The organism is Bariatricus sp. SGI.019 (assembly GCF_050315235.1).
Taxonomy (GTDB): domain Bacteria; phylum Bacillota; class Clostridia; order Lachnospirales; family Lachnospiraceae; genus JAFBIX01.
Window position 1 is genome coordinate 21,563 of sequence record NZ_JBNPOQ010000019.1, and the last position, 25,901, is coordinate 47,463.

General features: G+C 39.5%; 33 protein-coding genes. 7 read left to right on the forward strand and 26 right to left on the reverse strand.

From position 1 onward, the window contains the following. Positions 1-21: 21 nt before the first annotated feature. From ACQRD1_RS11885 to ACQRD1_RS11955, 15 genes are all read right to left on the reverse strand, one after another. Positions 22-903, reverse strand: coding sequence for a mechanosensitive ion channel family protein (locus ACQRD1_RS11885; RefSeq protein ID WP_235233504.1), 882 nt, complete (start codon positions 901-903; stop codon positions 22-24). 12 nt (positions 904-915) lie between these two features. Further along, positions 916-1,752, reverse strand: a complete 837-nt coding sequence (pgeF, locus tag ACQRD1_RS11890) for a peptidoglycan editing factor PgeF (protein WP_235233503.1) — start codon at positions 1,750-1,752, stop codon at positions 916-918. Positions 1,753-1,764: 12 nt separating this feature from the next. Next, on the reverse strand, positions 1,765-2,124 hold the full coding sequence (locus ACQRD1_RS11895) for a YraN family protein (RefSeq protein WP_235233501.1): 360 nt from the start codon (positions 2,122-2,124) through the stop codon (positions 1,765-1,767). A 14-nt stretch (positions 2,125-2,138) separates the two neighbouring features. Beyond that, positions 2,139-2,798, reverse strand: coding sequence for a ribonuclease HII (locus ACQRD1_RS11900; protein ID WP_235233499.1), 660 nt, complete (start codon positions 2,796-2,798; stop codon positions 2,139-2,141). Further along, positions 2,791-3,360 carry a signal peptidase I gene (gene lepB / locus ACQRD1_RS11905; protein ID WP_235233497.1) on the reverse strand — a complete coding sequence of 190 codons (570 nt, stop codon included), beginning with the start codon at positions 3,358-3,360 and terminating at the stop codon, positions 2,791-2,793. The genes ACQRD1_RS11900 and lepB (ACQRD1_RS11905) overlap by 8 nt, the downstream gene beginning before the upstream one ends. Before the next feature lie 36 nt (positions 3,361-3,396). Beyond that, entirely contained in the window at positions 3,397-4,245 is an 849-nt protein-coding gene (ylqF, locus tag ACQRD1_RS11910; RefSeq protein ID WP_235233496.1) for a ribosome biogenesis GTPase YlqF, read from the reverse strand. 12 nt (positions 4,246-4,257) lie between these two features. Further along, entirely contained in the window at positions 4,258-4,881 is a 624-nt protein-coding gene (gene lepB, locus ACQRD1_RS11915) for a signal peptidase I (protein WP_235233495.1), read from the reverse strand. Positions 4,882-4,945: 64 nt separating this feature from the next. Then, a complete protein-coding gene (rplS, locus tag ACQRD1_RS11920; protein ID WP_235233494.1) occupies positions 4,946-5,293 on the reverse strand; it encodes a 50S ribosomal protein L19 in 348 nt (115 codons plus the stop codon). Positions 5,294-5,422: 129 nt separating this feature from the next. After that, entirely contained in the window at positions 5,423-6,175 is a 753-nt protein-coding gene (trmD, locus tag ACQRD1_RS11925) for a tRNA (guanosine(37)-N1)-methyltransferase TrmD (RefSeq protein ID WP_235233492.1), read from the reverse strand. A 13-nt stretch (positions 6,176-6,188) separates the two neighbouring features. Further along, on the reverse strand, positions 6,189-6,695 hold the full coding sequence (gene rimM, locus ACQRD1_RS11930; RefSeq protein WP_235233490.1) for a ribosome maturation factor RimM: 507 nt from the start codon (positions 6,693-6,695) through the stop codon (positions 6,189-6,191). An 83-nt stretch (positions 6,696-6,778) separates the two neighbouring features. Beyond that, positions 6,779-7,009 carry a KH domain-containing protein gene (locus ACQRD1_RS11935; RefSeq protein ID WP_235233488.1) on the reverse strand — a complete coding sequence of 77 codons (231 nt, stop codon included), beginning with the start codon at positions 7,007-7,009 and terminating at the stop codon, positions 6,779-6,781. A gap of 23 nt (positions 7,010-7,032) precedes the next feature. Further along, entirely contained in the window at positions 7,033-7,278 is a 246-nt protein-coding gene (rpsP, locus tag ACQRD1_RS11940) for a 30S ribosomal protein S16 (RefSeq protein ID WP_235233486.1), read from the reverse strand. Positions 7,279-7,347: 69 nt separating this feature from the next. Then, complete coding sequence (ffh, locus tag ACQRD1_RS11945; protein WP_235233484.1) at positions 7,348-8,706, reverse strand: signal recognition particle protein; 1,359 nt, start codon at positions 8,704-8,706, stop codon at positions 7,348-7,350. Position 8,707: 1 nt separating this feature from the next. Continuing rightward, positions 8,708-9,073 (reverse strand): YlxM family DNA-binding protein, encoded by a 366-nt coding sequence (gene ylxM, locus ACQRD1_RS11950; protein ID WP_235233529.1) that lies wholly within the window; start codon positions 9,071-9,073, stop codon positions 8,708-8,710. Between the two features lie 62 nt (positions 9,074-9,135). After that, positions 9,136-10,026 (reverse strand): S8 family peptidase, encoded by an 891-nt coding sequence (locus tag ACQRD1_RS11955; RefSeq protein ID WP_235233482.1) that lies wholly within the window; start codon positions 10,024-10,026, stop codon positions 9,136-9,138. A 169-nt stretch (positions 10,027-10,195) separates the two neighbouring features. Here ACQRD1_RS11955 and ACQRD1_RS11960 point away from each other — a divergent pair, with 169 nt between their 5' ends. Further along, complete coding sequence (locus ACQRD1_RS11960; protein ID WP_235233481.1) at positions 10,196-10,831, forward strand: DnaJ domain-containing protein; 636 nt, start codon at positions 10,196-10,198, stop codon at positions 10,829-10,831. Positions 10,832-10,901: 70 nt separating this feature from the next. Beyond that, positions 10,902-11,168 (forward strand): chorion class high-cysteine HCB protein 13, encoded by a 267-nt coding sequence (locus tag ACQRD1_RS11965; protein WP_235233478.1) that lies wholly within the window; start codon positions 10,902-10,904, stop codon positions 11,166-11,168. Positions 11,169-11,195: 27 nt separating this feature from the next. Here the strand turns inward: ACQRD1_RS11965 and ACQRD1_RS11970 are convergent, their stop codons facing one another. Next, entirely contained in the window at positions 11,196-11,348 is a 153-nt protein-coding gene (locus tag ACQRD1_RS11970; RefSeq protein WP_235233477.1) for a hypothetical protein, read from the reverse strand. Positions 11,349-11,481: 133 nt separating this feature from the next. Here ACQRD1_RS11970 and ACQRD1_RS11975 point away from each other — a divergent pair, with 133 nt between their 5' ends. Then, positions 11,482-11,949: a hypothetical protein gene (locus tag ACQRD1_RS11975; RefSeq protein WP_235233475.1), complete on the forward strand. Its 468-nt coding sequence runs from the start codon at positions 11,482-11,484 to the stop codon at positions 11,947-11,949. Further along, positions 11,942-12,223 carry a hypothetical protein gene (locus ACQRD1_RS11980; protein WP_235233473.1) on the forward strand — a complete coding sequence of 94 codons (282 nt, stop codon included), beginning with the start codon at positions 11,942-11,944 and terminating at the stop codon, positions 12,221-12,223. The genes ACQRD1_RS11975 and ACQRD1_RS11980 overlap by 8 nt, the downstream gene beginning before the upstream one ends. Positions 12,224-12,245: 22 nt before the next feature. Here ACQRD1_RS11980 and ACQRD1_RS11985 read toward each other — a convergent pair whose 3' ends face one another. Continuing rightward, positions 12,246-12,722, reverse strand: a complete 477-nt coding sequence (locus tag ACQRD1_RS11985) for an acyl-CoA thioesterase (protein WP_235233471.1) — start codon at positions 12,720-12,722, stop codon at positions 12,246-12,248. 122 nt (positions 12,723-12,844) lie between these two features. Here ACQRD1_RS11985 and truA point away from each other — a divergent pair, with 122 nt between their 5' ends. Beyond that, a complete protein-coding gene (gene truA, locus ACQRD1_RS11990; RefSeq protein WP_235233470.1) occupies positions 12,845-13,582 on the forward strand; it encodes a tRNA pseudouridine(38-40) synthase TruA in 738 nt (245 codons plus the stop codon). A 51-nt stretch (positions 13,583-13,633) separates the two neighbouring features. On the opposite strand, the gene ACQRD1_RS11995 is transcribed toward truA, so the two are convergent. From ACQRD1_RS11995 to garR, 6 genes are all read right to left on the reverse strand, one after another. Further along, positions 13,634-14,383 carry a DeoR/GlpR family DNA-binding transcription regulator gene (locus tag ACQRD1_RS11995; protein ID WP_235233469.1) on the reverse strand — a complete coding sequence of 250 codons (750 nt, stop codon included), beginning with the start codon at positions 14,381-14,383 and terminating at the stop codon, positions 13,634-13,636. Between the two features lie 84 nt (positions 14,384-14,467). Then, positions 14,468-15,880 (reverse strand): GntP family permease, encoded by a 1,413-nt coding sequence (locus ACQRD1_RS12000; RefSeq protein ID WP_235233468.1) that lies wholly within the window; start codon positions 15,878-15,880, stop codon positions 14,468-14,470. 27 nt (positions 15,881-15,907) lie between these two features. Next, positions 15,908-16,906: a 4-hydroxythreonine-4-phosphate dehydrogenase PdxA gene (gene pdxA / locus ACQRD1_RS12005; RefSeq protein ID WP_427787627.1), complete on the reverse strand. Its 999-nt coding sequence runs from the start codon at positions 16,904-16,906 to the stop codon at positions 15,908-15,910. 34 nt (positions 16,907-16,940) lie between these two features. Next, positions 16,941-18,245 carry a four-carbon acid sugar kinase family protein gene (locus ACQRD1_RS12010; RefSeq protein ID WP_235233465.1) on the reverse strand — a complete coding sequence of 435 codons (1,305 nt, stop codon included), beginning with the start codon at positions 18,243-18,245 and terminating at the stop codon, positions 16,941-16,943. 152 nt (positions 18,246-18,397) lie between these two features. After that, positions 18,398-19,822 carry a four-carbon acid sugar kinase family protein gene (locus ACQRD1_RS12015; protein WP_235233463.1) on the reverse strand — a complete coding sequence of 475 codons (1,425 nt, stop codon included), beginning with the start codon at positions 19,820-19,822 and terminating at the stop codon, positions 18,398-18,400. A 14-nt stretch (positions 19,823-19,836) separates the two neighbouring features. Further along, positions 19,837-20,724: a 2-hydroxy-3-oxopropionate reductase gene (garR, locus tag ACQRD1_RS12020; protein ID WP_235233462.1), complete on the reverse strand. Its 888-nt coding sequence runs from the start codon at positions 20,722-20,724 to the stop codon at positions 19,837-19,839. A gap of 348 nt (positions 20,725-21,072) precedes the next feature. Between garR and ACQRD1_RS12025 the strand changes: the two genes are divergently transcribed. Beyond that, positions 21,073-21,717, forward strand: coding sequence for a GntR family transcriptional regulator (locus tag ACQRD1_RS12025; RefSeq protein ID WP_235233461.1), 645 nt, complete (start codon positions 21,073-21,075; stop codon positions 21,715-21,717). Between the two features lie 7 nt (positions 21,718-21,724). On the opposite strand, the gene ACQRD1_RS12030 is transcribed toward ACQRD1_RS12025, so the two are convergent. Genes ACQRD1_RS12030 through ACQRD1_RS12040 form a run of 3 tightly spaced genes read right to left on the reverse strand, consistent with a single transcriptional unit; the run spans position 21,725 to position 23,998 of the window. Beyond that, positions 21,725-22,717, reverse strand: a complete 993-nt coding sequence (locus ACQRD1_RS12030) for a GNAT family N-acetyltransferase (RefSeq protein ID WP_235233460.1) — start codon at positions 22,715-22,717, stop codon at positions 21,725-21,727. Positions 22,718-22,721: 4 nt separating this feature from the next. Then, a complete protein-coding gene (locus ACQRD1_RS12035) occupies positions 22,722-23,126 on the reverse strand; it encodes a secondary thiamine-phosphate synthase enzyme YjbQ (RefSeq protein ID WP_235233457.1) in 405 nt (134 codons plus the stop codon). A 14-nt stretch (positions 23,127-23,140) separates the two neighbouring features. Then, positions 23,141-23,998: a patatin-like phospholipase family protein gene (locus tag ACQRD1_RS12040; RefSeq protein ID WP_235233456.1), complete on the reverse strand. Its 858-nt coding sequence runs from the start codon at positions 23,996-23,998 to the stop codon at positions 23,141-23,143. A 153-nt stretch (positions 23,999-24,151) separates the two neighbouring features. Here ACQRD1_RS12040 and ACQRD1_RS12045 point away from each other — a divergent pair, with 153 nt between their 5' ends. After that, positions 24,152-25,786 carry an ABC-F family ATP-binding cassette domain-containing protein gene (locus ACQRD1_RS12045; RefSeq protein WP_235233455.1) on the forward strand — a complete coding sequence of 545 codons (1,635 nt, stop codon included), beginning with the start codon at positions 24,152-24,154 and terminating at the stop codon, positions 25,784-25,786. Positions 25,787-25,901 lie beyond the last annotated feature (115 nt).

A 25,901-nucleotide genomic window follows, 5' to 3' on the forward strand; every position in this document is an offset into this window, starting at 1 on the left:
TACTCGTCCGTTTAAAATTTGTCAATTATTTTTCGCCATATGCACAGACAGCTTTGGATATGGTATCTCGATACCCTGAGCATCCATCGTCAACTTAATATTCTCTAGCACACGCCATCTGGTCTCCCAGTACACTTCACTCTTCACCCATGCTCTGGCACCGAGAACTACCGCACTTTCTGCCAATTCATCCACAAATACAAGTATTTCTTCATCCTTCTCGACACTTTCATCGTTTCGCAGAATTTCTTCAATCAATGATTTTGCCTGCTTCAGATCTGCTTCATAAGAAATGGATACTTTAAGATCAAGTCTTCTTTCGTCCTTTGCCGTTGCATTGGTAAGACTACTATTCGTCAACATACCATTTGGAATGACAATGGTTTTATTATCTATCGTACTAAGCTTTGTATAGAAGATCTGAATCTCTTTCACTGTTCCTTCATTTTTATTGGTGTCTTCAATAATATAATCACCAACTTGGAATGGTTTCAAAATCAGTATAAGAACACCGCCAGCAAAATTAGACAAACTGCCCTGCAATGCAAGACCAATTGCCACACCACCAGAAGCGACCACCGCTGCCACTGAAGTCGTATCAACTCCCAATTCCGATACCAGACTAAATATCAGCAAGAAATAAAGACCAAATTTTAAAACAGAATCTACAAACTGTTCGACACCTTTATCGGCATTGGATCTTTCCAAAGATCTGCGTACAATCTTTCGAATCCATTTGATAATCATTCTGCCAATGAAAAAAGCTACCAACGCCATCAAAACTCTGATTCCGAAGCCAATCATCGAAGGAACACTGTCCTGTATATACTGGACAAACTGATTCATCTCTTCTACCGTATCTTGTGTAACTTCTGCCACCTCATTCGTTGTCTCTGTTGCCATCTTTTCCTCCTGTTATGCTTTCAAAGCCAGCAGTGCACTTAAGTTTCCTCTTTTTTCCCCAGTTGTTCTATGAGAAAAAAAGATATCTGGATTACAATGTGTACAGACATTCGTCACTGCTATATGTTCTTTCTTAATTCCTGCCTCCATCAATACAACCTGGTTTGCTTTCCAAAGATTCAACTGGTATTTTCCATTTTCTTTTTGATAGAATAATTCTGAACACAAACTTTTCTCAAAATTATTCCGAAACTGCTCAATAACTTCTTCGCTCACTTCGTAACAATCCTGACAAATTGATGGACCAATTGCTGCAATTACATCTTCCGGCCTCGTTCCATAAGCATCTCTCATCGTCTCTACCGTAACTTTTCCCATCTTATGAACAGTACCTCTCCATCCGGAATGACTCAATCCAATCGCTTTCTTCACAGGATCCACAAAATACAATGGAACACAATCTGCGTAAAACGTTACCAGACAGATTCCCGGTACGTTCGTCACCAATCCGTCCGTTTCCAAAAAACGTCTGCCTCTGTCTTTTGGTTCCACTACTGCAACATTCGTCGTATGTGTCTGATTCGTATAAGTAAAACTATCTGCATCAACTCCAATTGCCGTTGCAAGTCTCCTCTTATTCTCTTCAATCGCCTTCGGATCATCACCTCTGGTTGTGCTGATATTCATCGTTGAGCAATATCCAGTACTGACACCTCCAAGCCTGGTTGAAAAACCATGCGTTACAACACCAGTATGCTCAAGCAGTGGATAAGTAAGGAATGGCACACCATTGACCTCTTTTTCATCAAAAATGTGTTCATGATTTTTATATTTTAATCCCAGACTCATTTCTTGATTCTCCTATTCTCCAATATAATCAAAAGCATTTTTATACAGTGTAATTACATTACCTTCAATGCTCACCACATCAAAGCGGCAGCTTATATCCTGCAGTCCATGCAGCATAATATAGTACAATGCACATTTAGAAATCACTCGTTGTTTTCTGTAGTCAACAGCTTCCGCCGGGTGCCCACTTCCAGAGTCTGAGCGATATTTCACCTCACAGAACACCAGATATTCTCCATCTCTGGCAATGATATCAATCTCTCCCATGCGGCAGCGATAATTATACTCCAGAACTTCATATCCCTGCCCTTCTAAATATGCTCCTGCTTTTTTCTCATATTCTGTACCGATTTCCCGTCTGTTCTTTTTCATATACCTCCGATTTATTATACGAAGTTCTTAATAAATGTTGTTCTATGAATTGGGGAAGGTCCCAACTCCTTCAGACCAGCAATATGCGCTTTTGTTCCATAACCTTTATTACTGGCAAAATCATACCCTGGTATCACTTTATCATATTCTACCATCATGCGATCTCTTGTTACTTTTGCGATAATACTGGCCGCAGCAATAGATATACTTTTTGCATCCCCTTTGATAATCGGAACTTGCAAAATATCTACCTCTGGTATCGTAACAGCATCATTCAGCAAAATATCCGGATGTACCTTCAGATTGGAAACAGCGATTCGCATAGCCTCATATGTCGCCTGAAGAATATTAATCTCATCAATTCGTGCCGGACTAACAATTCCAATTCCTGTTGCGACCGCTTTTTCCATAATCTCATCATACAAAGCTTCTCTCTTTTTCTCCGACAACTTTTTCGAATCGTTTAAATATAAAATAGTCTCATTTTTCGGCAAAATTACAGCTCCTGCCACAACCGGGCCTGCAAGAGGGCCTCTTCCTACCTCATCAATTCCGCAGATATACTGGCACTGACTATACTCTCTTTCGTATACACTCATACTCTCTATGCGCGCCAGTTCCTTCTCTAATTTTTCCTGCTGCTTGCGGAGTCTATCCTCTTCTCGTTTATTCATGCTTAATAACTCCCATTTCATCAAACGGATAGATCCGAACCCATGCTCTTCCTATCAGATTCTTACGTTTCAACACCCCAACGCTAGGATCTCTGCTGTCAGAGCTGTGATTACGGTTATCTCCCAATACAAAATACTCATCGTCTCCCAGTGTAATTGGTTCTGCTGCAATTCCGGGTGAATTCATCGCCTCTGCGCCATAGATATCACTGTCCAGAAGGTTTCCATCAATATAAACGTATCCATCAATTACCTGGACCGTCTCCCCTGGAAGCCCGATAATACGTTTGATATAATATGTATTTTCCTCATATTGGTATGGAAATACGATAATATCATAGCGTTTTGGTTCTCTAAAACGATACGTCAGTTTATCCACGATCAGATTATCACCGTCACTTAAGGTCGTCTCCATGGACGAGCCACTTACTCTGGTCCTCTGCCCCACAAACGTAATGATCACGTATGTAAGTCCAATAATAATCAATATGTACAGAAGCCATCCTAGCAATTCTCGGATAATGCCTCTTTCTTTCTCTTCATTTCTTTTATCCCTTGCCATATTATAATCCCCTTTCTGGTTCACTAGTAGATTCTATCACACTTCCTGCGGATATTCTAGTGTCAGTCTCCCCAGCCTCCCATTTCGGAAATCATCCAGCAGCAAAACTGCCGCCTTTTCAGTATCTAACTCATTTCCTCTTATCAGACAATGTCTGCTCTCTGCAATCTGTCCAAGCATAATATATACATCTGCAGCCGAATCGACATGATACTTTTCTTCCAGTATCCCCGGATAATATTCATTCAAGAATCCAATCAACTCTGCCGCCAGTTCCTCTGTATTCAAGATTTCATCCTTAATGGATCCGATAAATGCCAGTTTTAAACCAACACTTTGGTCTTCAAACTTTGGCCACAGAATTCCCGGTGTATCTAAAAGTTCTACCTGTTTATTCAGTCGTATCCACTGTTTCCCTTTTGTAACGCCTGGTTTATTTCCAGTCTTAGCACATGCTTTTCCTGCCAGAGAATTGATAAAGGTCGATTTCCCTACATTTGGAATTCCAACCACCATTGCACGAACAGGTCGGTTTAGAATCCCTCTCTTTCGATCTCTTTCAATCTTCTCCTTACACGCTTCCTGAATCACGCCATGGATAGACTTCATTCCACCGCCTTTTTTGGAGTTGACTTTCACTACAGAAAACCCCTTTTTTCGAAAATATTCTGCCCATGCATCATTCCATTTTTCTTCCGCAAGATCAGCTTTATTTAAAAGAATCAATCTCGCTTTATTCTTTCCCAGTTCATCAATATCTGGATTTCGACTACTGACTGGTAATCTCGCATCCACTAGTTCAATGACCAGATCAATTAATTTTATATTCTCCTGCATCATACGTTTTGCTTTCGTCATATGACCAGGATACCACTGAAAATGCATACTTTTTCTCCTCTATCTGATAAATCCAAAATCTTTCTTAGGTGACAGGACAAACCATGCCTTCCCGTATATATACTCCCGTTTTACATTACCGATATCTGCATTCCGGCTGTCTTCACTGCTCTTGCGATTATCTCCCAGCACAAAATACTCATCTCCGTCAAGCTGTATCTTCTCATTGACAATTCCTACATCATCAATATCGGTAGTTTCATAATCTTCTTCCAGTTTTTCACCATCAATATAAATATGGTTCTCCATGATTTCAACTGTTTCGCCCGGAAGACCAATAATTCTTTTAATATAGTAGTGGGCATTTTCATTTCCTTTTGGTTTAAATACAATGATATCTCCTCGTTTTGGAGTTGTAGCATTATATACTATCCGATTGACCAATACAACATCTCCATTACTCAACACTGGATTCATAGAATCTCCAACTGTACTTACCTGCTGTCCAAAATACCACACCGCTACAAAGGCCAGAAGACATACTACTGCAATTTTAAAAATCCATTTCCCAACAATAGACAACTGATGCAGATTCATACGGAACTTCTTTTTTCTTGATTTTCTGACCGGCTTTGTTCTCTTCCTTACCCGTCCAAATCCAAGTTTTTTTCGTCTACGCTTCATAGTTTCCCCTTATAACACAAAAAGGACAATATACAATATGTACTTGTCCTTTTCTCACTGTTTCTTATTTTACTAATTCTCTTACTTTTGCTTTCTTACCAACGCGATCTCTTAAGTAGTAAAGTTTAGCTCTTCTTACTTTACCTCTTCTTACTACTTCAACTTTTTCAACATTTGGTGAATGCAGTGGCCATGTCTTCTCAACACCGATTCCGTTAGAATTCTTTCTAACTGTGAATGTTGCTCTTGCTCCGCCACCCTGTTTCTTCAGGACAGTTCCTTCGAAAACCTGAATTCTTTCACGGTTTCCTTCTTTGATTTTTCCATATACTTTTACAGTATCTCCAACGTGGAATTCAGAAACAGAATCTTTTAACTGCTCTGCTTCAATGTTCTTAATAATATCGTTCATTATGTGTGACCTCCTTATTTACTTGGATGTTCTTAATACTTCATTGTACCAGAGGACCATCTTTTTTCTTCACAACACGCTATATAATATCATATTTATACCTATTTCGCAAGGGTTTTTTGCTTTTATTTACTCTAATCTGATTCTTTCCATTTCAATCATCAGAGAATCCGCCAATCTGCGTTCTGCTTCCGTCAATTCAGCTTTTTCCAACAGATCCGGTCTATTCTTCGCAGTTCGAATAACGGATTGCTCCCTTCTCCATTTTTCAATGTTCGCATGATGTCCGGACATCAAGACTTCCGGTACTCTTTTATCATGCCACACTTCTGGGCGGGAATATTGGGGATATTCTAACAGATTGTCCTGAAAACTTTCAAACTCTGCGGATACATCATTATGAAGCACTCCTGGCACAAGTCTGGAAATTGCATCTACCATGATCATAGCCGGAAGTTCTCCTCCTGTCAGCACATAATCACCAATGGACACGTAATCCGTCACAATTTCCTCTAACACACGCTCGTCGATTCCTTCATAATGTCCACAGAGAAAGACCAGCTCTTCTTCATTTGCAAATTCCTCTGCCATATTCTGGTTAAAGGTCTTCCCTTGTGGTGAGAGATAGATGACTCTTGGCTTTTTCCCAATCTTCTCTTCTACAGCCTGATAACACTGGTATACCGGCTCCGCCTGCATCAACATCCCGGCTCCACCACCATAAGGATAATCATCGACACTATTATGTTTATTGAAAGCATAATCTCGGATATTAACAGCTTCTATCGAAAGCAATCCTTTATTCATTGCCCGACCAATGATGCTGGTATCCAGTCCTTGCATTACCATTTCTGGAAATAATGTCATAATATAAAACTGCATCCATTTTCTCCTTCTAAATCAAACCATTCATCACATGAATCTTCATCTGTCTATTTTCTATGTCCACATCAAGAATGCACTCCTTGATTGCCGGGACCAGGACTTCTCCTTCTGAAGGATGTTCAATCACATACACATCATTAGCTCCTGTTTCCATAACATCCTTAAGGATTCCAAAATTCTCCCCTTCGTCGGTGATTACTTTCATGCCAATCATATCTGCAATAAAGTATTCACCTTCCTCAAGCGGAACAGCATTCTCACGCTCAATCAAAAGCGGACATCTTTTATATCTTTCAATATCATTTATATTATCAAAGCCTTTAAATTTTAAGATCACAAATTGTTTAAAAAACTTTACACTCTCAATTTCCAAAGGCAGTGTTTCTTTCCCTGTATCTAACATCACATGCTTCAGCTTTTTAAACCGTGCAGCATCATCCGTTGTCGGAAATACTTTAACCTCTCCACGGACTCCATGTGTCTGAGTAATTACCCCTACCTGTAATAATTGTTCCATATAATTCTCCTTAAGATATAAACAGGGACAGACAACAATCTCTCGCGCCTGTCCCCGAATGAAAGGGGCTCTCCCCATTCATATTAATCCATAATATCAACGATGACCTTCTTGTCTTCTTTGGCTGCCGCTGCTTTTACGACAGAACGGATTGCTTTGGCAATACGTCCCTGTTTTCCAATGACCTTTCCCATATCAGAATCTGCCACATGTACTTCCAGGATCGTTGTCTTTTTTTCTTCTCTCTCGTTCACAACAACACTGTCTGGATCGTCAACTAATGCTTTCGCAATTACTTCCACTAATTCTTTCATAACGCGCACCTCCAAGGCAAGAATTATTTTTCAATGCCTGCTGCTTTAAAAATCTTGCTTACAGCTTCTGTAGGCTGTGCACCGTTACTTAACCATTTCTTAGCTGCTTCCTCATCAACTGTAATTGCACTTGGATCACAATTTGGATCATAAGTACCAATCTCATCAATGAATCTTCCGTCTCTTGGAGACTTAGAATCAGCTACGATGATTCTATAGAAAGGAGCCTTTTTCTGTCCCATTCTTCTTAATCTGATTTTTACTGCCATTGTATTTCACCTCCACAATTTTTTCATTATTTAATATCTATATAACGCGATATACGCGATATATCATATTTAGAACGGCATACGGAATTTGCCTTTTCTGCCGCCTTTTCCCATCATCTTCATCATCTTTTTCATCTCGCCAAACTGTTTAACCATACGATTAACTTCACTGATGTCAACACCTGCACCTTTGGCAATCCGATGCTTTCTGGATGGGTTCAGAATGTCTGGATTTCTTCTCTCTTCCGGTGTCATAGAATAGATGATTGCTTCCATCCTTGCCATATTTTTTTCTGCCTGTGCTGTCTGCTCATCATCAAGGCCTTTCATCTTGCCAGCCTTTCCTCCAAGAGCGCCAAGTCCAGGCATCATACTCATGACGCTTCCAAGACCTCCCATGCTTTTCATCTGCTTAATACTTTCCAGATAATCTTCAAAATCAAATTGATTTTTCTTCAGCTTCTGGGTCATCTGCTTTGCTTTTTCTTCATCGATCTCTGCTTCCGCTTTCTCGATCAGAGTAAGCACATCTCCCATTCCCAGAATACGTGAAGCCATTCTGTCCGGATAGAACTGTTCCAGATCTGACAGTTTTTCTCCCATACCAACATATAGAATTGGCTTTCCGGTGACTGCTTTTACTGACAACGCTGCACCGCCTCGTGTATCACCATCCAGCTTTGTAACAATCACACCGTCTACACCAATCTTCTCATTGAAGTCTTTCGCCACATTAACTGCATCTTGACCAGTCATGGCATCAATAACCAAAATTGTCTGATGAACGGTAACTGTCTCTTTAATTTCTTGTAATTCAGCCATCATATCTTCATCTATATGAAGTCGTCCGGCCGTATCCAGAATCACGATATTATTCCCGTTTTTCTGAGCATGTTCTATGGCAGCTTTGGCGATATTAGATGGTTTATGATTCTCTCCCATGGCGAATACTTCTACACCTTGCTTTTCACCATTCACCTGTAACTGCTTGATTGCTGCCGGCCTGTAGACATCACAGGCTACAAGCAGTGGCTTTTTGCCTTTTAATTTATATTTTCCTGCCAGTTTTGCAGTAGTCGTGGTCTTACCTGCTCCCTGAAGACCAGCCATCATAATGACGGTAATTGCACTTCCCGGCTGCAGCTGGATCTCAGTAGTCTCTGAACCCATCAGCTTGACCAGTTCTTCATTAACGATCTTGATTACCATCTGCCCAGGATTCAGACCATTCATAACATCCTGGCCAATTGCTCTTTCCTGAACACTTTTAATAAAATCTTTAACTACTTTGAAGTTTACATCTGCTGCAAGCAAAGCACGCTTGATCTCCTTTAAAGCTTCTTTTACATCATCTTCGGTGAGACGTCCCTTACTTCTCAGATTTTTAAAAACGTTTTGAAGTTTTTCTGTCAAACTGTCAAATGCCATACTATAACTCCTCTATAATCTCATCGGATATCCTGCGGATGCTGACAATCAGTTCTTCTGCATTCTCTTCATGATAATCATCCAGCAAATTGTCTATCTTTTTTACCTTTTCTTTGATAGCCAGAAATTTTTCAATCAGATGAAGCTTATCTTCATATCCCTTCAAAGTCTGATTACAACGTCTGATCAGATCATGAACTCCTTGACGGCTGATACCAGCTTCTCTGGCGATCTCTCCAAGTGACAGATCTTCCAGCACGAATTGCTCATAGATTTCTTTCTGATGATCCGTCAGCAATTCTCCATAAAAATCAAATAATAAGGCTTGTTCCAGAATCTCATTCACATTTATCACCTGTGATATCATACACCAAAGCACAATAGGTGTCAAGTGTTTTTTCTTGACACCTTTGTTTTTATCACTTTTTTCTAATTTCCCCCGAGAATCTGGTCAATTCGTATGCATCCCCATCCTTGTACTATGCCATTTGGCTGTCGTTCACAAGTATCATGTAGCTTTAATTTCAATTCTACATTTCCTGCTTCAGGATATTTAGAAAAGTATAATGCCGCAGCTCCAGCTACTACCGGAGTCGCCATTGATGTTCCACTTTTTCTTGTATATGCATTTTTTCTTTTCGGGTATGCATAATTACAAGATACTATTTGATATCCCGGCGCCACAAGATCCGGTTTCACTACACACTGCCTGGTTGGACCGATTCCCGAACAATTTCGTTTCATAAATGGTTCGCTCATCACACCGACTGTAATGACTTTTCTGCTATTTCCCGGAATTGCAATTGTTCCTTCTCCAGGACCATGATTACCTGCTGATACGACCACAGCAATCCCTATATCCCACAATCGTTCCACCGCCCCCATTAATTCCTTTGCTTTTGTCTCGTCAAGATCTATTTTTGCACCGACTGAAAGATTGACAACCTTGATCTGATATCGCTCTTTGTTCTTCCTGATCCATTGTAGCCCTTCTAAAATCTGGATGATACTTCCTTCTCCCTTTTCATCTAATACTTTTACAATTATGAGCTCTGCCTCTGGCGCTATCCCGCTATAATATCCTTTTGACATTCTCCCATCACCAGCAAGAATTCCTGCCACATGCGTTCCATGACCACTGTCATCATAGATCTCTAATCTATGATTCACACAATCTTCAAATGCCAGAACTCTTCCTTTAAAATCAGGATGAATAGCCATTCCTGTATCTAATACAGCCACTCTTACCCCCTGGCCAGCAACATGTTCTTTTATTATCTCAGGACACCAATAATGAATCCGTTGTTTTACTTTATACATATATAAATATCCTTTTTTATCAGAATATTCATTATATTCTCAATCCGATACTTTCTCATGGCCTGCCAGACTTTTTCAATATTCAAATTGATTTCTCTCATAATTTGTCGTAAGATAAATATATTCTATATTCACGTATATGATTAGGGGATTTTAAGGGGAGAATATAATGAACGACAAGAACTATTATGATATATTGGGAGTTTCTATGAAAGCTTCCTTAGATGAGATTACTGCCGCCAAGACTGCTCTGGCTAAGCAATATCATCCAGATGTAAATATAAAAAAAGGGATTGACACCACAGAACAGATGCAAGAGATCTTAGAAGCATATCATGTTCTGTCCAATCCCGAAAAACGTGCAGAATATGACCGAGAAATTTCCGGCAGCAAAAAAGTTATGCAAACTTTTGATCTACACAATATGGAAGAGACAGACGAGGAATCTTCTCCAACTTTTGTCACTTATTGGAAAGCTGCCAATTCTCTGTATGACATTGTTGTAGAAAGTGACGCACTTTTCAAATCAAAGGACAACTCCAGCCGACTGGCTCAATTGTCCATGCAGGCACTAAAATATATTGTTCTGCTTCGCAATGCTTCTATTCCGGAAAGATATTGGCATCCTGATATCATGAACTGGCTGCTTTTTCGCTGGTTCCAAAACCGCAATTATACCATTGCTTATCTATTAACACTATATGACGATTATGCCAAAGAAAGTATCTCTGCAATCGACAAATTAAAATTACAAAAGAAAAATTATCAGTTTCAGCATTCTGTAAAACGCTTGGTAAAATATTGATTTTACATTTTCACACATTGGAATCTACCGCATATTATGTACTGTAAACATCATAAATGGAGGATTCAATATGAGTGATTTAAGTGCTACAAATTGTGGATGTGGCTGCGATTCAGGTTCTGGAAGAAACAGAGGAGACTGCGGATGTGGATTTGGCTTTGGCAACAATAGCTGTATCTGGATTATTATTCTTCTTGTATGCTGTGGCGGCTTTGGCAATGGACGCAGTGGATGCGGATGTGGCTGTAACGACAGCTGTATCTGGATTATCCTGCTTCTGATCTTCTGTGGCGGCTTTGGATGCGGATGCAACGACGATTTTGACTGTGGATGCTAATCTTCTTAGATCAGCTGAGGGCGGAGATTACTCCGTCCTCTTTCTTTTTTTCTCACATTCTTTCATTTTACGATTCTCTTTTTTGATTTCATCCTCCGGAATATCCAGACGCTTTTTCAACATACATTTTTCATCAATCTCATAAACAGCATTCCCATCAATAATCAATTTTCTACTCATTGTTTTCCCTTCTATATCAGATATATGTCTTCAATATAATATATGAATCTTTTCATATTTAGTTTTCTCACATTTCATAAATTCCATTCTCTGAACATATATATTTACAACGTTATTTCCAGGAGAGGAATGTATGGAACGCAAGCCCCCAAAACTCATGACACCCTTTGACAGTCTGATTACACCACCTTATTTATACACATTAAAACTAATAATTCCATACACGCCACCTTCCACCCAAAGGTTTCTTGCATGCTACATCAAATTCCTGGAATTACGTTATACATTGGAACATTTTCATGGTTTTCCTTCTCGCTCCTCTTTGAAAATACTGGAAGAGCTCAAAGATTATATGAGTCCCAGTGAAAAAGAGATGATGGAACAGATGGAAAGCATGATGAATATGCTGGAAATGATACAAAGTATACAGACAATGGGCGATTCAGCCTCTGGATCTGAAGAATTCAATCCTATGGAAATGATGAAAGGAATCCTGACCCCAGAACAACAACAAATGTTCCAAATGTACAATACAATGTTTGAAAACGAAACAGAATCACCTGATTCAGGCAATCAGAAAGGAGAAACGAACTATGAATGAATGGATAAACAATCCAGCAATGAACACAATTGATCCAATTAAATTAGAGCTTATTAAAACGGCAGCACGACAAACACAAGGAAAAAGCGGAAAAGCTCTGGCTCCAGTTATGCTGGCCCTCATTACAAATGCAAACAAAAAAGGAATTCATTTTACCGCCGATGAAGTCTCACTAATCATATCCGTTCTAAAAGAAGGAAAGCCAAAAGAAGAACAAGAACAAATTGAAAATATGCTAAAAATGGTGACTTCTTATATGAAAAAAGGGATCTAGGTAATTGGTTAAAACCAATTACCTAAAATCCCTCTTCCTTTCTCATCAATCTTATCTCTCGCCGTTTTTTAGCTTTTTCCCAATCCTCGCGATCAGCTTCCGTCTCTAATTCCAATTTCGGAACCGGTGCCGGTCTATCATTCTCATCCAGTGCAACCATAGTAAAAAATGCATGATTAATCGGAGTTCTCCCACCATCAATATCTTCCACATAAGTATCTACCTTCACTTCCATGGAAGTATTTCCTACATAAGTTACTTTCCCTTTGATTACAATGACATCTTTCTGGTAAGCACCTTTTAAAAACCTCAGATTATCCACGGATGCAGTAATCACATTCATGTGTGCATGACGCTTTGCCACCAATCCCGCAATCTCATCAATCCACTGCATTAATATTCCTCCAAAAAGGCGGCCTGCTGCATTTAAATGATTCGGTCTAACCATATGGACTGTCTGAACCATGGATTCAGATACCTTTCGACTCTCTATACTCATACGCAATTCTCCCTTTACATTTTCTGCCATCTTTCACTTCTTTTCTTGACAAGCTCTTTTATTATAGCATAAGATTTGATATACTAAAAATAGTTTATGACAATTTAAGGGAGAATAACAATATGAGGAATATAAAATTAACGATAGAATACGACGGAAGCCGTTATCAGGGATGGACACGCCTCGGAAAAGATGAATCCAACAATACTATTTCTAATAAAATTATAGAAGTTTTAAAACGAATGACAGATGAATATACTATTGAATTAAACTGCGGTTGCCGTACAGAAGTCGGAGTACACGCCTATGCCCAGATTGCGAACTTCAAAATAGATTCCGAAATGGATGTTCAGGATATCAAACATTATCTGAACCGTTACCTTCCAATGGATATTGCCATCATCGATGTTGAGGAAATGCCCGAGCGATTCCATGCACAACTTAATGCTACTTCCAAAACTTATGTATATCGTATGACTATTGATGATGTTCCAAGCGTGTTCGATCGCAAATATATCTATCACTGTTATAAGATTCCAGACAAAAAATTGATGCAGCAGGCAGCAATGCTTTTAATCGGTAAACATGATTTCAAAAATTTCTCTTCCGCAAAAAAATCAAAATCCACAGTGCGAGAGATCTACGAAATCGAAGTTTATGGAGACACCGAAGAGATGCAGATCCTGATTCATGCAGACGATTTCCTCCATAATATGGCACGTCTGCTTATCGGGACATTGCTGGATATCGGCCTTGGCAATCGTATAAAAGAAGACATAGAAGATATCTTTGCTGGAATCCAGAATCCAAGTGCACCTTGCGATCCAAAAGGTCTGTATCTTCAGGAAATTACCTATTAAATTGATAAAGGAGAGGATACTTTTGAGTATCTTCTCCTTCATTAATTATATTCATTCCACTTCAACAATAATTGCTCCCAAATCATCCAGCCTTTTTCTTTCTCTTAAGTCAAACTTTTTATCCGTAACAACTCCCGTATAATCCCCTAAATCATTAATCTTTGCCATCGCCTGACGGTCAAATTTTGACTGATCTACCACGAGATAGGATTTTTCACATTGTTTTGGAGTTTCCCTCTTCAACCACATTTTCTCCATTGTAGGGGTTGTTACTTCAAATGATGCATTGATAGACGCCGCTCCAAAGAATCCGACATCAAATTTAAAATCTGCCAACATATCCGTAGCATATCTGCCAAACATACTGCCTGTTGACTTCTGAATATTTCCACCACAAATAAATAGTTCTGCATCGCTACTTTTTAACAATTGCGCAATCTCCAAATCATTGGTAACGATCATAATTCCCGGGATATCCTTAATTAACCTAGCAATTTCATAAGTAGTCGTGCCCGCATCCAGAAACACCGTATCACCTTCTTTCACAAATGAAAGGCAGGTTCTTGCAATCTTCTTTTTCTCTTCTTTGTGGCTGGTCTGTTTATCTGCATAAGTCACTTCCTGTTTTGCAACTGCTCCGCCGTGACACCTTTCCACCTTATTATCTTCCTGAAGCTTCATAAGATCCCGTCGAATCGTCATAGGACTCACGTTTAACTGCAGTGCCAGTTCTTCCACCTGGACACTTCCATTCTCATGTATAAGTTCTACAATTATGGATTGTCTCTCTGCTGCCAGCATCTGACTTCTCCTCCCTGACTTTTATGTTAATATAGACTAAAAATGCAGTGGAAACATTCGTCCCACTGCATTTATTTTAGCTCATTACATAAAAATACTCAATACCAATACTTCCACAACACCGACTGCCCATGCAACCGTAGATGTTACAGACCAAATCGTCAACTGGTCTTTCGCTTCACTTACTCCAAGAGTTCTGTTAACAACCCAGAAATAACTATCATTAAAGTATCCAAAGAACAGTGAACCTACACAACATGCAACTGCTCCGAGTATAGGATTTACACCAGATGCAATGATAATTGGTGCGGAGATACTTGCTGCCGTTGTCATAGCAACTGTACCGGATCCCTGGATGAATCTCATCGCTGTAGAAATCAATAATGGAAGAATAATAATTGGAATTGCTGTCTGAGCAAGTCCTTCTGCCATAAAGTTACCAAGACCAGAATCCTTGATAATCTGTCCCAGTGCACCGCCACCGCCAGTTACCAACATAATAATACCAGCGGACATCATACCTTTTTCCATCTCTGAAACACATGTATGTCTGTCTAATTTTCTTCCCAATGTAAAGATTGCAAGTAACAGACCGATTCCAACCGCCACGATAGGCTGTCCTAAGAAAATCAGGATTTCCATAATACCAGTAGTCTTACCTAATGCAGATGCCACTGTATTGATAAGAATTAAGATAATTGGTGCAATCAAAGGAAGGAAGGATTCAAATGTTCCAGGAACACCAGACATATCCATTGCAAATGCAGCTTCATAATCAGGTTCACGATATTCTGCTTCAACGATCTCACCTTCATCATTGACAACGCGATAATATTTCTTAGACAAGAATAATCTTGCATAAGCTATACATGCAATTGCCATTGGCAAAGCAAGAACAATCGTCAGCAGAATGAATTTTCCAACATCTACGCCAAAGATACCGCAGACTCCAAGTGGACCTGGTGTAGGCGGAACTAAAGAGTGTGTAATAACCAGACCTGCTGCAAGTGCAACACCAAGGCCGATTACAGACTTCTTTGTTGCTTTTGAAATAGCTTTTGCGATAGGTGCAAGTACTACGAAACCAGAATCACAGAAAATCGGAATAGATACAAGGAAACCTGTTAAAGCCAGCGCCTCTTCTTCTCTCTTCTTACCAAACAACTTTAAGAATGTATGCGCCATTCTCTTTGCTGCTCCTGTCACTTCAAAAATCTGCCCCATCATAACACCGAAACCGATGATGATACCAATACTTCCAAGTGTTCCTCCAAAACCAGATGTAATTGAGTTGATGATGCCGAATGTCTTCTGGACACCATCTACCTCAATCGTTGTGTTTGCAAGTGGCATGCCACCTACTACACCAACAATAATCGTACAGATGATCAATGCAAGAAATGCCTGTACTTTTGTCTTCAATACCAAGAATATCAGGACAGCAATACCAATTGCCAGACCAATTAACATTCTTTCCCCACTAAGTCCGTTTACCATAATAGAACTCCTCTTCCTTTCTCAATATTATTTTGTAAAGTTAGGTGCGTATTTTGCTGCCAACAAAATAGCTTCGATCATGCTGACGGCGCTTACGATTCCTTTTCCTGCAATATCAAATGCAGTGCCGTGATCAACAGATGTACGAAGAATAGGCATTCCATTGGTAATTGCAATCGTCTTTTCGAAATCAAGTGTCTTTGTTGCAATATGTCCCTGATCATGATACAGAGATAATACACTGTTGTAACGTCCCTGAGCAGCCTGATGGAATACAGAATCTGCTCCAATCGGGCCCACCACGTTATATCCTTCTGCCTGTAACTCCTCGATCGCCGGTGTAATCTCATTCACCTCTTCCCGGCCAAACAACCCGTGCTCTCCACTGTGCGGATTCAGCCCGGCAATCGCCATCGTTCCATCTGTTACACCGAGCTTCTTCAGAGCTTCCATACATCGTTTCACATAATCCTTAATTCGGTCTTTGGTGATCATATCCAACATCTCTCTTAAGGATACATGTCTTGTCAGGAAGAACACTCTCATTCCATTCGTCTCGAACATTGTCAGAGGATCTTCTGTATTGGTAAGGGCACCAAAAATCTCTGTATGTCCAATATAATTGATTCCTCCTGCACGTAAAGACTCTTTATTGATCGGTGTCGTCGCAACAGCATCAACCTTGCCATTATTCGCAAGCTCAATACTTTTTGCAATATATTCATATGCAGCTTTACCGCACATTCCATTGACCTTGCCAAACTCAAATTTGGCCATGTCAACATTGCCTAGGTTAATCAGATTCAAGATTCCTTCACGAAAATCCCCTTCTTCCGGCTCATTGATCTCATGAATTGTAAGATCAGCTCCAACAATTTGAATGGCATTTTCCATGATTGTCTTATCTCCGACAATGATACAATTTGCTGCGTCAAATACCTCTTTAGAAGCAATAGACTTTGCAACAATCTCCGGTCCAACTCCAGCCGGATCTCCAATTGGTACTGCGATTAGTGATTTTCCCATAATTTCTCATCCTTTCATTGATAAATTTTAGATTTTAAATATATAGTTTTTCTTTCAGATATGTAATACACTGATTAATTGCATTCCGCCCACCCTGACTTCCACCTTTGGTGATAATGTGGACACCTTCAAACTCGCCTTTCAAAAACTGTCCGTAAGCAGCAAGCGGCAGGACTTCGTCTAACAGGCACAGCCCGGCAGTCTTAAATCTCTGGCATACAGCGACTGTCACATCTCCTCCACTGGTATATAGACCTTTAAATGTAGGTTCTTCCTTAAAAATACGATATGTGATTTCTGCAAATGCATGATTGATCATTCCCGTCACTGTATCCAGAGAACATTGATACAGTTCCATATATAGTTTAAAATCAATTCGATTTTCCGGATATATCCCATCACCAGTTACTGTACAGACCACATTGCGCTCACATGCCTCCAGAATCTCTTTTACTACACGTGAGATCTCTTCTTCCTTCTGCGTCTCCGTACCAATCAGTGCTTTTGTATTCACAAAGACATTATATGTTCTCTGTGACAGCCACAATTCTTCCATCTGTGCTGTCGTATTCGGATTCACACTTCCTACCACAGCCAGAATCTTATTCTTCTCTTTCTTCTCTGTCGGTACGATCAACTTCCTGGAAAGTGTAGCTGTAAATACTCCTGGATCCACTGCCACAACTTTTAATTTACTAGTAATAACTGCGTCCGCGATCAGATCCAGATCTTCCTGCGTCACACAATCCAATACCAAAATCCGGCTTCCATCAGCAACATACTGATTCATCAGATCTGCCAGATAATGCTTACCATGCATCAGATCTTTTAACAGGATAGAAGAAACCTTATACTTACTCTGCTGCTCAAAAAGAACCGCCGCTTCCGATATCTTTACCGGAGTTTTCGGATCAATGGCAATGTCCGTCTTATGCAGTGGCAAGCCATTCACCAGCATATATCCTCCAATTACGATTCTGCCTGAAGACGGAAAACAAGGAGCAACAATTGCAACATAATCATCTCCAAGACAATCCAGCATAGCATCCGTCTCACTTCCGAGATTTCCTCTTAATGTACTGTCAATCCTCTTCGAATACACCTTCACATCATCATCTTTTAACAAATCACACACATTATGTACCCTGTTGTATGCAATCTGTGCATCTACGCCCCTGCTGTCTGTCGGATATAACACACAATCACAATCTGATAAAGTTGACAACTCAATGCGTTCAGTATTCATGACTGTATACGCTTTATAATTCATCTTTTTCAGAAGTACACCGGTGGCATTGGCTCCTGTAAGATCATCTGCTATTACAACACACTGCGGCATAATCAGCCTCCTTTCCAAAAGCACACCACTTTTGTTCATTTATGTTCTAATTGTACTTCAAATGTTCATTTATGTCAATTTAATCTATTATTTATCAATACACTTTGTCTAATCGCACAAATTATTTGTTCATTTTTGTTAGTTTTCAACAACTACTTATCCATTAAGACTTCAACCGCTTCTTTTAAGGTTGAAATCTCCCCAACATTCCCTGGAAAGATCACATATGGTGTCAATGGGAATTTACTTTCTTCCCCTGTCTGCCATACTGGAATTCCAGGTTTAATCTGTCCCAGAACACTGGCTTTCTTAACAGCAAGTGCTTTTGTTCCTACATCGCTGGATGTGATTCCACCTTTTGCGATTACGAAACTTGGCGTAATACTCAAACGGCCCACCAATGACTGCACTGCATCAGAGATTTTTACAGAAAGTCTTAATTCATCTTCTTTATCTCCTGTATCTGCGGTAATCAACGCACGTGTCGTATAACAACATACAGTCTTTCCCGCTTTCATGCATTCTTCTTCTTTATCCAGACATCTCTGTACTTCAGCTTCAAATGCAGCATCGTCTTTCACCAGTGTCGCATCTAATTCAATAAATTCAATATCGGATAATTCTTTCAACGCCTCTACCTGCTTCGTTGTTTTATCCGTATGGGAACCAACCACAACGATTCCACCATTAGTCGTTTCTTTTACTACCATCTGCTCTCTGGTAAGAAGTGGCTGATCTGTAACAGCACCCATAACTTTTACGATTGCCGCTGCTGTACGGAACATAAACACTTTTCCTCTTGCCATTGCTCGATATAATGCTACGCAGAAGACCTTCACATCCACATAATCAACCGCATTTACGATGATTTTATTAAAACCTTTAACTTCCATTAACTGTGACTCAATTTTGTCGATATTCATATCGTGAATATCTTCCAGAGAAATACAAGTTACATCAGAAGCTTTATATGCTCCTTTTGTCTTTTCTTCAACATACTCCGGCATAGTTGCAGCTGAATATCCGAATGTCTTATCCTTCGCAAATTCTGTCTCATTCGCCGGGACAAGCTCCACGCCATATTTTACATAATGAACATTCTCAATCGTAAATCTTCCGCCTTCTTTAAAAAACGGACAAAGGATCTCACCATCAATCGTCTTTCCTGTATTTTTCTCATAATTACTTTTCAGAAGCTCTGTCTCTAATGGGTAGTGTCCTCGTAAAGTACTATCACTTCGACTGATGAAGATATATTCTTTTCCAGTTTCTTTTGCCACTTCGTCTACAACAGCAGCAATCTCATTGTGAGCTTTTGTTGTCTGCTCTACTGTAAATCCTCTGGAATTGGTCAGAACATAGAACAGATTGTTCTCTTCTTCAAAGCCCTGACGAATACTATCCTTATCCCAGTTTGTATATACAGAGATATCATGTACCGTCTGAACACCTGTCGGATCATCATCCAAAACTACGATTTTTTTATTGTTTTCGTCAATTTCTTTTTTCAATAATCCGTCGATATATGTTTCATCAATTTTTTTGTAAGAAGTTAAGACCTCTGTACTGATAGACATGTTTATACACCTCCTTAATCAACTTTTTTCACTTCAACACCAGCAAGTTTCTCAAAATACTGTACAATTCCGCCGTGATCATCATTCATATGTCCGTGAATCTTCAGTGTCTGAAGGATTTCATATAACTGTGCTGTATATGGAATAGGCACATCTATAGAATGTGCTGTATTCACAACATTTTTGATGTCTTTATGATTGATACGGATTGGTCCGCCTGGTTTAAAATTACGTTCAATGATCATAGGAATCTTTGCATCCAGAACTGCACTTCCTGCAAGACCTCCGCGAATTGCTTCATATACTTTCTGAGGGTCTGCGCCAGCCTTCGTTGCAAGAACAAATGCTTCTGATACAACTGCAATCGTATTGTTTACAATAACCTGATTTGCAAGCTTTGTAACACTGCCGCTTCCTGATTCTCCGATTAATAATGCAGAGGAACCCAAGATATCAAAATATTCTTTAAATGCATCAAAATCTTTCTGATCTCCGCCAGCCATAATTGCTAAAGTTCCAGCAACTGCTCCAGGTTCTCCTCCAGACACAGGCGCATCCACAAAGCCAACTCCTTTTTCCTTTAATCCTTCATAACATTCTTTAGATTCCACCGGTGTAACAGAACTCATATCACACACTACACTGCCAGCTTTGATTGTAGATGCAACTCCACCTTCACCAAATAAAATCGATTTTGAAATAGCTCCGCTTGGAACCATAATGATGATTCTCTCACACTGTTCACCTATCTCAGCATAGTCAGCCTCAACAGCTCCTGCTGCTACGACATCTGCAACAGCCTCTTTGTTCAGATCAGAAACCATCAATTCAACACCTGCTTTTAACAAGTTTTTTGCCATTGGTCTTCCCATAATACCAAGTCCGATAAATCCTACTTTCATTGTCTTTCTTCCTTTCTCTTTCATTGTTAATTTGTGTTTGATTTTGAAATAATCCGTTCATTATTTCTGTTTCTATCTTCACTCTACTACATACCGGTATACCGGTCAAGATGTTATTTCCTTTTCTCCTTTTTTGCCAGTTTAAGCTAATCAATTTTGTGCATTTTGCTCATTTTGTTAATATTTTGTCGTTATCTATTTAACACTTTTATACAATAATATTTTTCCCTATTTTCCCACTACTATTGACCACTTTTTTTGATTATTGTATGATATTTACATAGTTTTAGACGATTACATTCGCTATTTTTGTTAAAAAAATATTTATCAATAAATAAAGGAGTTACTATGATCCCATTAAATGAACAAGCATACCAGCATTTACGTAATATGATTACAACCAATCAGCTTTCCTACCAGGAAATCTATTCTGAAACAAAACTTTCGAAGGAATTAGGTATATCACGCACTCCATTTCGAGATGCAATTCATCGCCTTGCTCAGGAAGGATACATTGATATCATTCCAAGTAAAGGATTTACACTTCATCAGTTAAGCCGCAAGGATGTATATGAAACTTTCCAGGTTCGCTCTGCATTGGAATGTTACTGCACTTTTCAGATTGCCCGGGATGCAGATAATAAAAAGGCAAAAAAATTATTCAAAGAATTACATTTTATTATGGAAAATATGAAAGAAATTTTAGATACGACACAGTCGATTGAAGATTTTTCTGAATATGATTTCCAATTCCATACGAAAATCATATCCTATGTTGAAAATGAACAGTTTTCTTCTATTTTTGATACTTTTATGTACCGTATGCAAAAACTTGCAGCCCTTTCTCTTGCTCACAAAGGGCGTATGAAAACTACCTATGATGAACATCTTGCCATCTTACGCACGATGGAAGACGGAGACGAAAAACACATTTACGAAGTGACATTACAGCACATGGAGACACCACGCGAGATCAATCTGGAGGATCTATAGAGAAGGACTAGCGCTCCTTCTCCATAACCTGATCCTGTCCGAATCCTTTTATCATAAACCCATACCGGGTATAGAATTCCTGTGCATCTTCTGTATGCAAGATTCCCCACAGATCTCCTACATCTGCCATAATTGCATCCATAAGTATGGTCCCTAACCCCTGATGCCTGTACTTTTCATCTATAATAACATCCATCAGATAAAATGTAGTGACATGATCCGTGATGATTCTGGCATATCCTACCATAAAATCATACTTATCAAAAACCCCATAAGATACAGAATTCTCCATTGCTTTAAATATCATAGACTCAGGACGTTCTTTTGCCCATTCTGATTGATGGAGCAATTCGACCACTCTTTGTTTATCTATTTTCTCAGGATCTTTAGTGATATAAAATCCATCAGAATTTCTGCTTTCTATTTGCTTTGTATTTTTTTCTGCCTTAGATATCTTATCGACAGAATCCTGTTCTATCATTTTTCTTAAAGCCTGAAGATAAGGGGAAAACTTTACCTGATACTGACCATATGTCATCTGAAGATCATACTCCAGCAAAAGCCAAGTATCTATAGAAGCTTCATTATGCTGAATCAAAGTCTCCATCTTATCCAGCGCATGAACAATCTTAGCCTCTTGCGTGTTGTTATCCTCTAATTCAGAGAATAATTCTTTCAATTCTTCTCGTTCTTTTTTCGGAAGTATTGACGCAATCTGCTCAATAGCATCTGCTTCTTTTTCATTGTCCTGTGCATTTTTCAAAAAACAAGGCACATCTCCATGCACCGCTTCACCAAGATCATGGAACAGGCACATCTCCATTACTCTATCCATATCACATTCTGGGAATTCTCTTCTTATAAGCCATGCAAATACACACAGACGATAGGTATGCTCTGCCACACTTTCTCTTCTTCCCGTAGAAGTCCAGGAATGTCTGACCTGACACTTTAATTTTTCAGCGACAGCCATAAACTCCAGTAAGGTTCTGTTATCCATGACTCTATCCCTCTATGATCTTTACATAAAATCTACGATTACGAGGGCCATCAAATTCACAAAAATAAACATCCTGCCATATCCCCAAAATCAGCTCACCTTGATTCAAAATCAATGTCTGAGAAGGACCGACACACGTAGTTTTAATATGCGCATGGGAATTTCCCTCCATATGTTGATAATATCCTGTCTTTGTCGGAAATGCTTCCTCAAATCCACACAACATATCATGCACTACATCCGGATCTGCATTCTCATTGATGGTAAATCCAGCTGTAGTGTGAGGTGAATAGACAACTACGATTCCATCGGAAACACCACTTTTTTCAATATCTTCCCGAATCATATTTGTTATCTTTGACATTTGCTGCGCTTTTTTCGTTGAAATGTGATGTTCGTATAAATGCATATTTTATCCTCCTTTTACCCTTCCAAATATTCTTTTAACGCCTGAAATTCCTTCTTCATTAAACGATATCCATGCTCATAGAAATGCATCAAAGTATCATAATCTTTTTCTAATCTTGATACCGTCGGAATCAGAGGTCTCAGCACAAATATCTTTCCTTCTCTCTCCAGCTGTTCTACCAGCTTCATCTGCTTATTGTATTCACTATTACGCCGGATCGTTGTCCGTACAAGATTTGGATAAGATTTGTAAGCTCTCCGATAAAGATCAGCCATACCTTTTGAGACAGGTTTCTTCCGATATCCAGGATTCCTGGTCAGAATCAGAATGATTTTTTCATTTTTCAGTTCCATTGCTCTTTTTACCGGGACAGAATCTGCCAGCCCACCATCCAGATAAGGGCTTCCATCCACATTCACAATTGGAGAAACCAGTGGCATACTGCTGGATGCCCGGCAGATCTTCATCAGACGATCGCCGTCTTTTTCTTCTGTCATATATTCCGCCTGCCCAGTATCACAGTTCGTCGTCACAATTTCACATCTTATATCTGAAGCAAAATAAGTCTCAAAATCGAATGGAAATATTTCATTCGGATATTTGTCAAAGATCATATCCATATTCATAAGACTTTTTTCCTTTATGAACTTTCGAAAGCCATAATAATAACTATACTCTTTCTCTTTGTGTATCATACAGTCTCTGGTTCTTCCAATCTGTCTGGAGACATAATCCACCGCATTGCATGATCCGGCAGATACTCCGATCACATGAGATACATACAGTTCCTGTTCCATCAGATAATCCAGAACACCAGACGTAAATACCCCTCTGGTCGCTCCTCCTTCAAGTACCATTGTTGCTTTTACCATAATCTATACCCCACTTTCTTATCTGCTATTATATACCTATTTTTCAAGCAGGAAAACTGAAATTTTTCTGAACTTGCTATTTCCTGTTATATTTGTTAATATAGGCAATGTATGTAATTATTAACGATATTGAAATCATAAGGAGCAGATACTATGATCAGTACAAGCAATGTAACATTACGTGTTGGTAAAAAAGCCTTATTTGAAGATGTAAATATTAAGTTCACGGAAGGAAACTGTTATGGATTGATTGGTGCCAACGGTGCAGGAAAATCTACTTTTCTCAAAATTCTTTCCGGACAGCTGGAACCAACTAAGGGAGAAGTTATCATCACTCCAGGAGAACGTCTCTCTTTCCTTCAGCAAGATCATTTTAAATACGATGAATATCCTGTCCTAGACACTGTCATGATGGGAAATGCAAGACTTTATGAAATCATGAAAGAAAAAGAAGTCATTTACGCAAAAGAAGATTTTACCGATGAAGATGGAATCAAAGCCAGTGAATTAGAAGCTGAATTTGCCGCTATGAATGGCTGGGAAGCAGAATCTGATGCTGCAACTTTATTAAACGGACTTGGAATTCCAACTGAGATGCATTACGAATTGATGAAAAACTTAAATGGTCCGGAAAAAGTTAAAGTGCTTCTTGCGCAGGCATTGTTCGGCAACCCAGATATTCTTCTTCTGGACGAGCCAACCAACCATTTGGATCTGGATGCCATCGCATGGCTGGAAGAATTTCTGATCAACTTTGATAATACAGTTATCGTTGTATCTCATGACCGATATTTTCTGAATAAAGTCTGTACCCAGATTGCGGATATAGACTATGGCAAGATCAAGCTCTATGCTGGTAATTACGACTTCTGGTATGAATCCAGCCAGCTGCTGATCCGTCAGATGAAGGAAGCCAACAAGAAAAAAGAAGAAAAGATCAAAGAACTTCAGGAATTCATCTCCAGGTTCAGTGCCAATGCTTCCAAATCCAAGCAGGCAACCTCCAGAAAGCGTGCCCTTGAGAAAATACAGCTGGACGATATTCAGCCATCCAGCCGCAAATATCCTTATATTGACTTCCGTCCGAACCGTGAGATTGGAAACGAAGTCCTTACCGTTGAAGGATTAAGCAAGACAATCGATGGAGAAAAAGTATTGGATAACATCTCTTTTACCCTGAATCACGATGACAAAGTTGCTTTTGTAGGAAGCAACGAGCTCGCCAAGACAACACTGTTCCAGATTCTCGCCGGAGAAATGGAACCGGATGAGGGAACTTACAAATGGGGAATTACAACCTCGCAGGCATATTTTCCACTGGACAGCGGAAGTGAATTTGATAATGATTACTCAATCGTAGAATGGCTGACCCAGTACTCCGAGGAAAAGGACGTAACCTATGTACGCGGCTTCCTTGGACGCATGTTGTTCTCTGGTGATGACGGAGTGAAAAAAGTCAATGTACTCTCTGGTGGTGAAAAGGTAAGATGCCTCTTATCTAAAATGATGATCTCTGGAGCCAATGTACTGATTCTGGACGAGCCAACCAACCACCTTGACATGGAGTCTATCACCGCACTGAACAACGGTATGACCAAGTTTCCTGGTGTCATCCTCTTCTCTTCCAGAGACCACCAGATCGTACAGACGACCGCCAATCGTATTATGGAAATCGTTCCCGGCGGTAAACTGATCGACAAGATTACCACCTATGACGAATATCTGGAAAATGATGAAATGGCAAGAAAGAGACAGACCTACAGTGTACAGCAAGAAGAAGATGATTAAGTGGGAATTTAGATTAGTTAGTTGGTAATTGGGAGGTGTACGGCGCAAGGGAGTTGAATAGGCTGGTCTGTATCCGGTATCCTTCGCCAAGAATCCATAACAGAAAAAAGAGTTA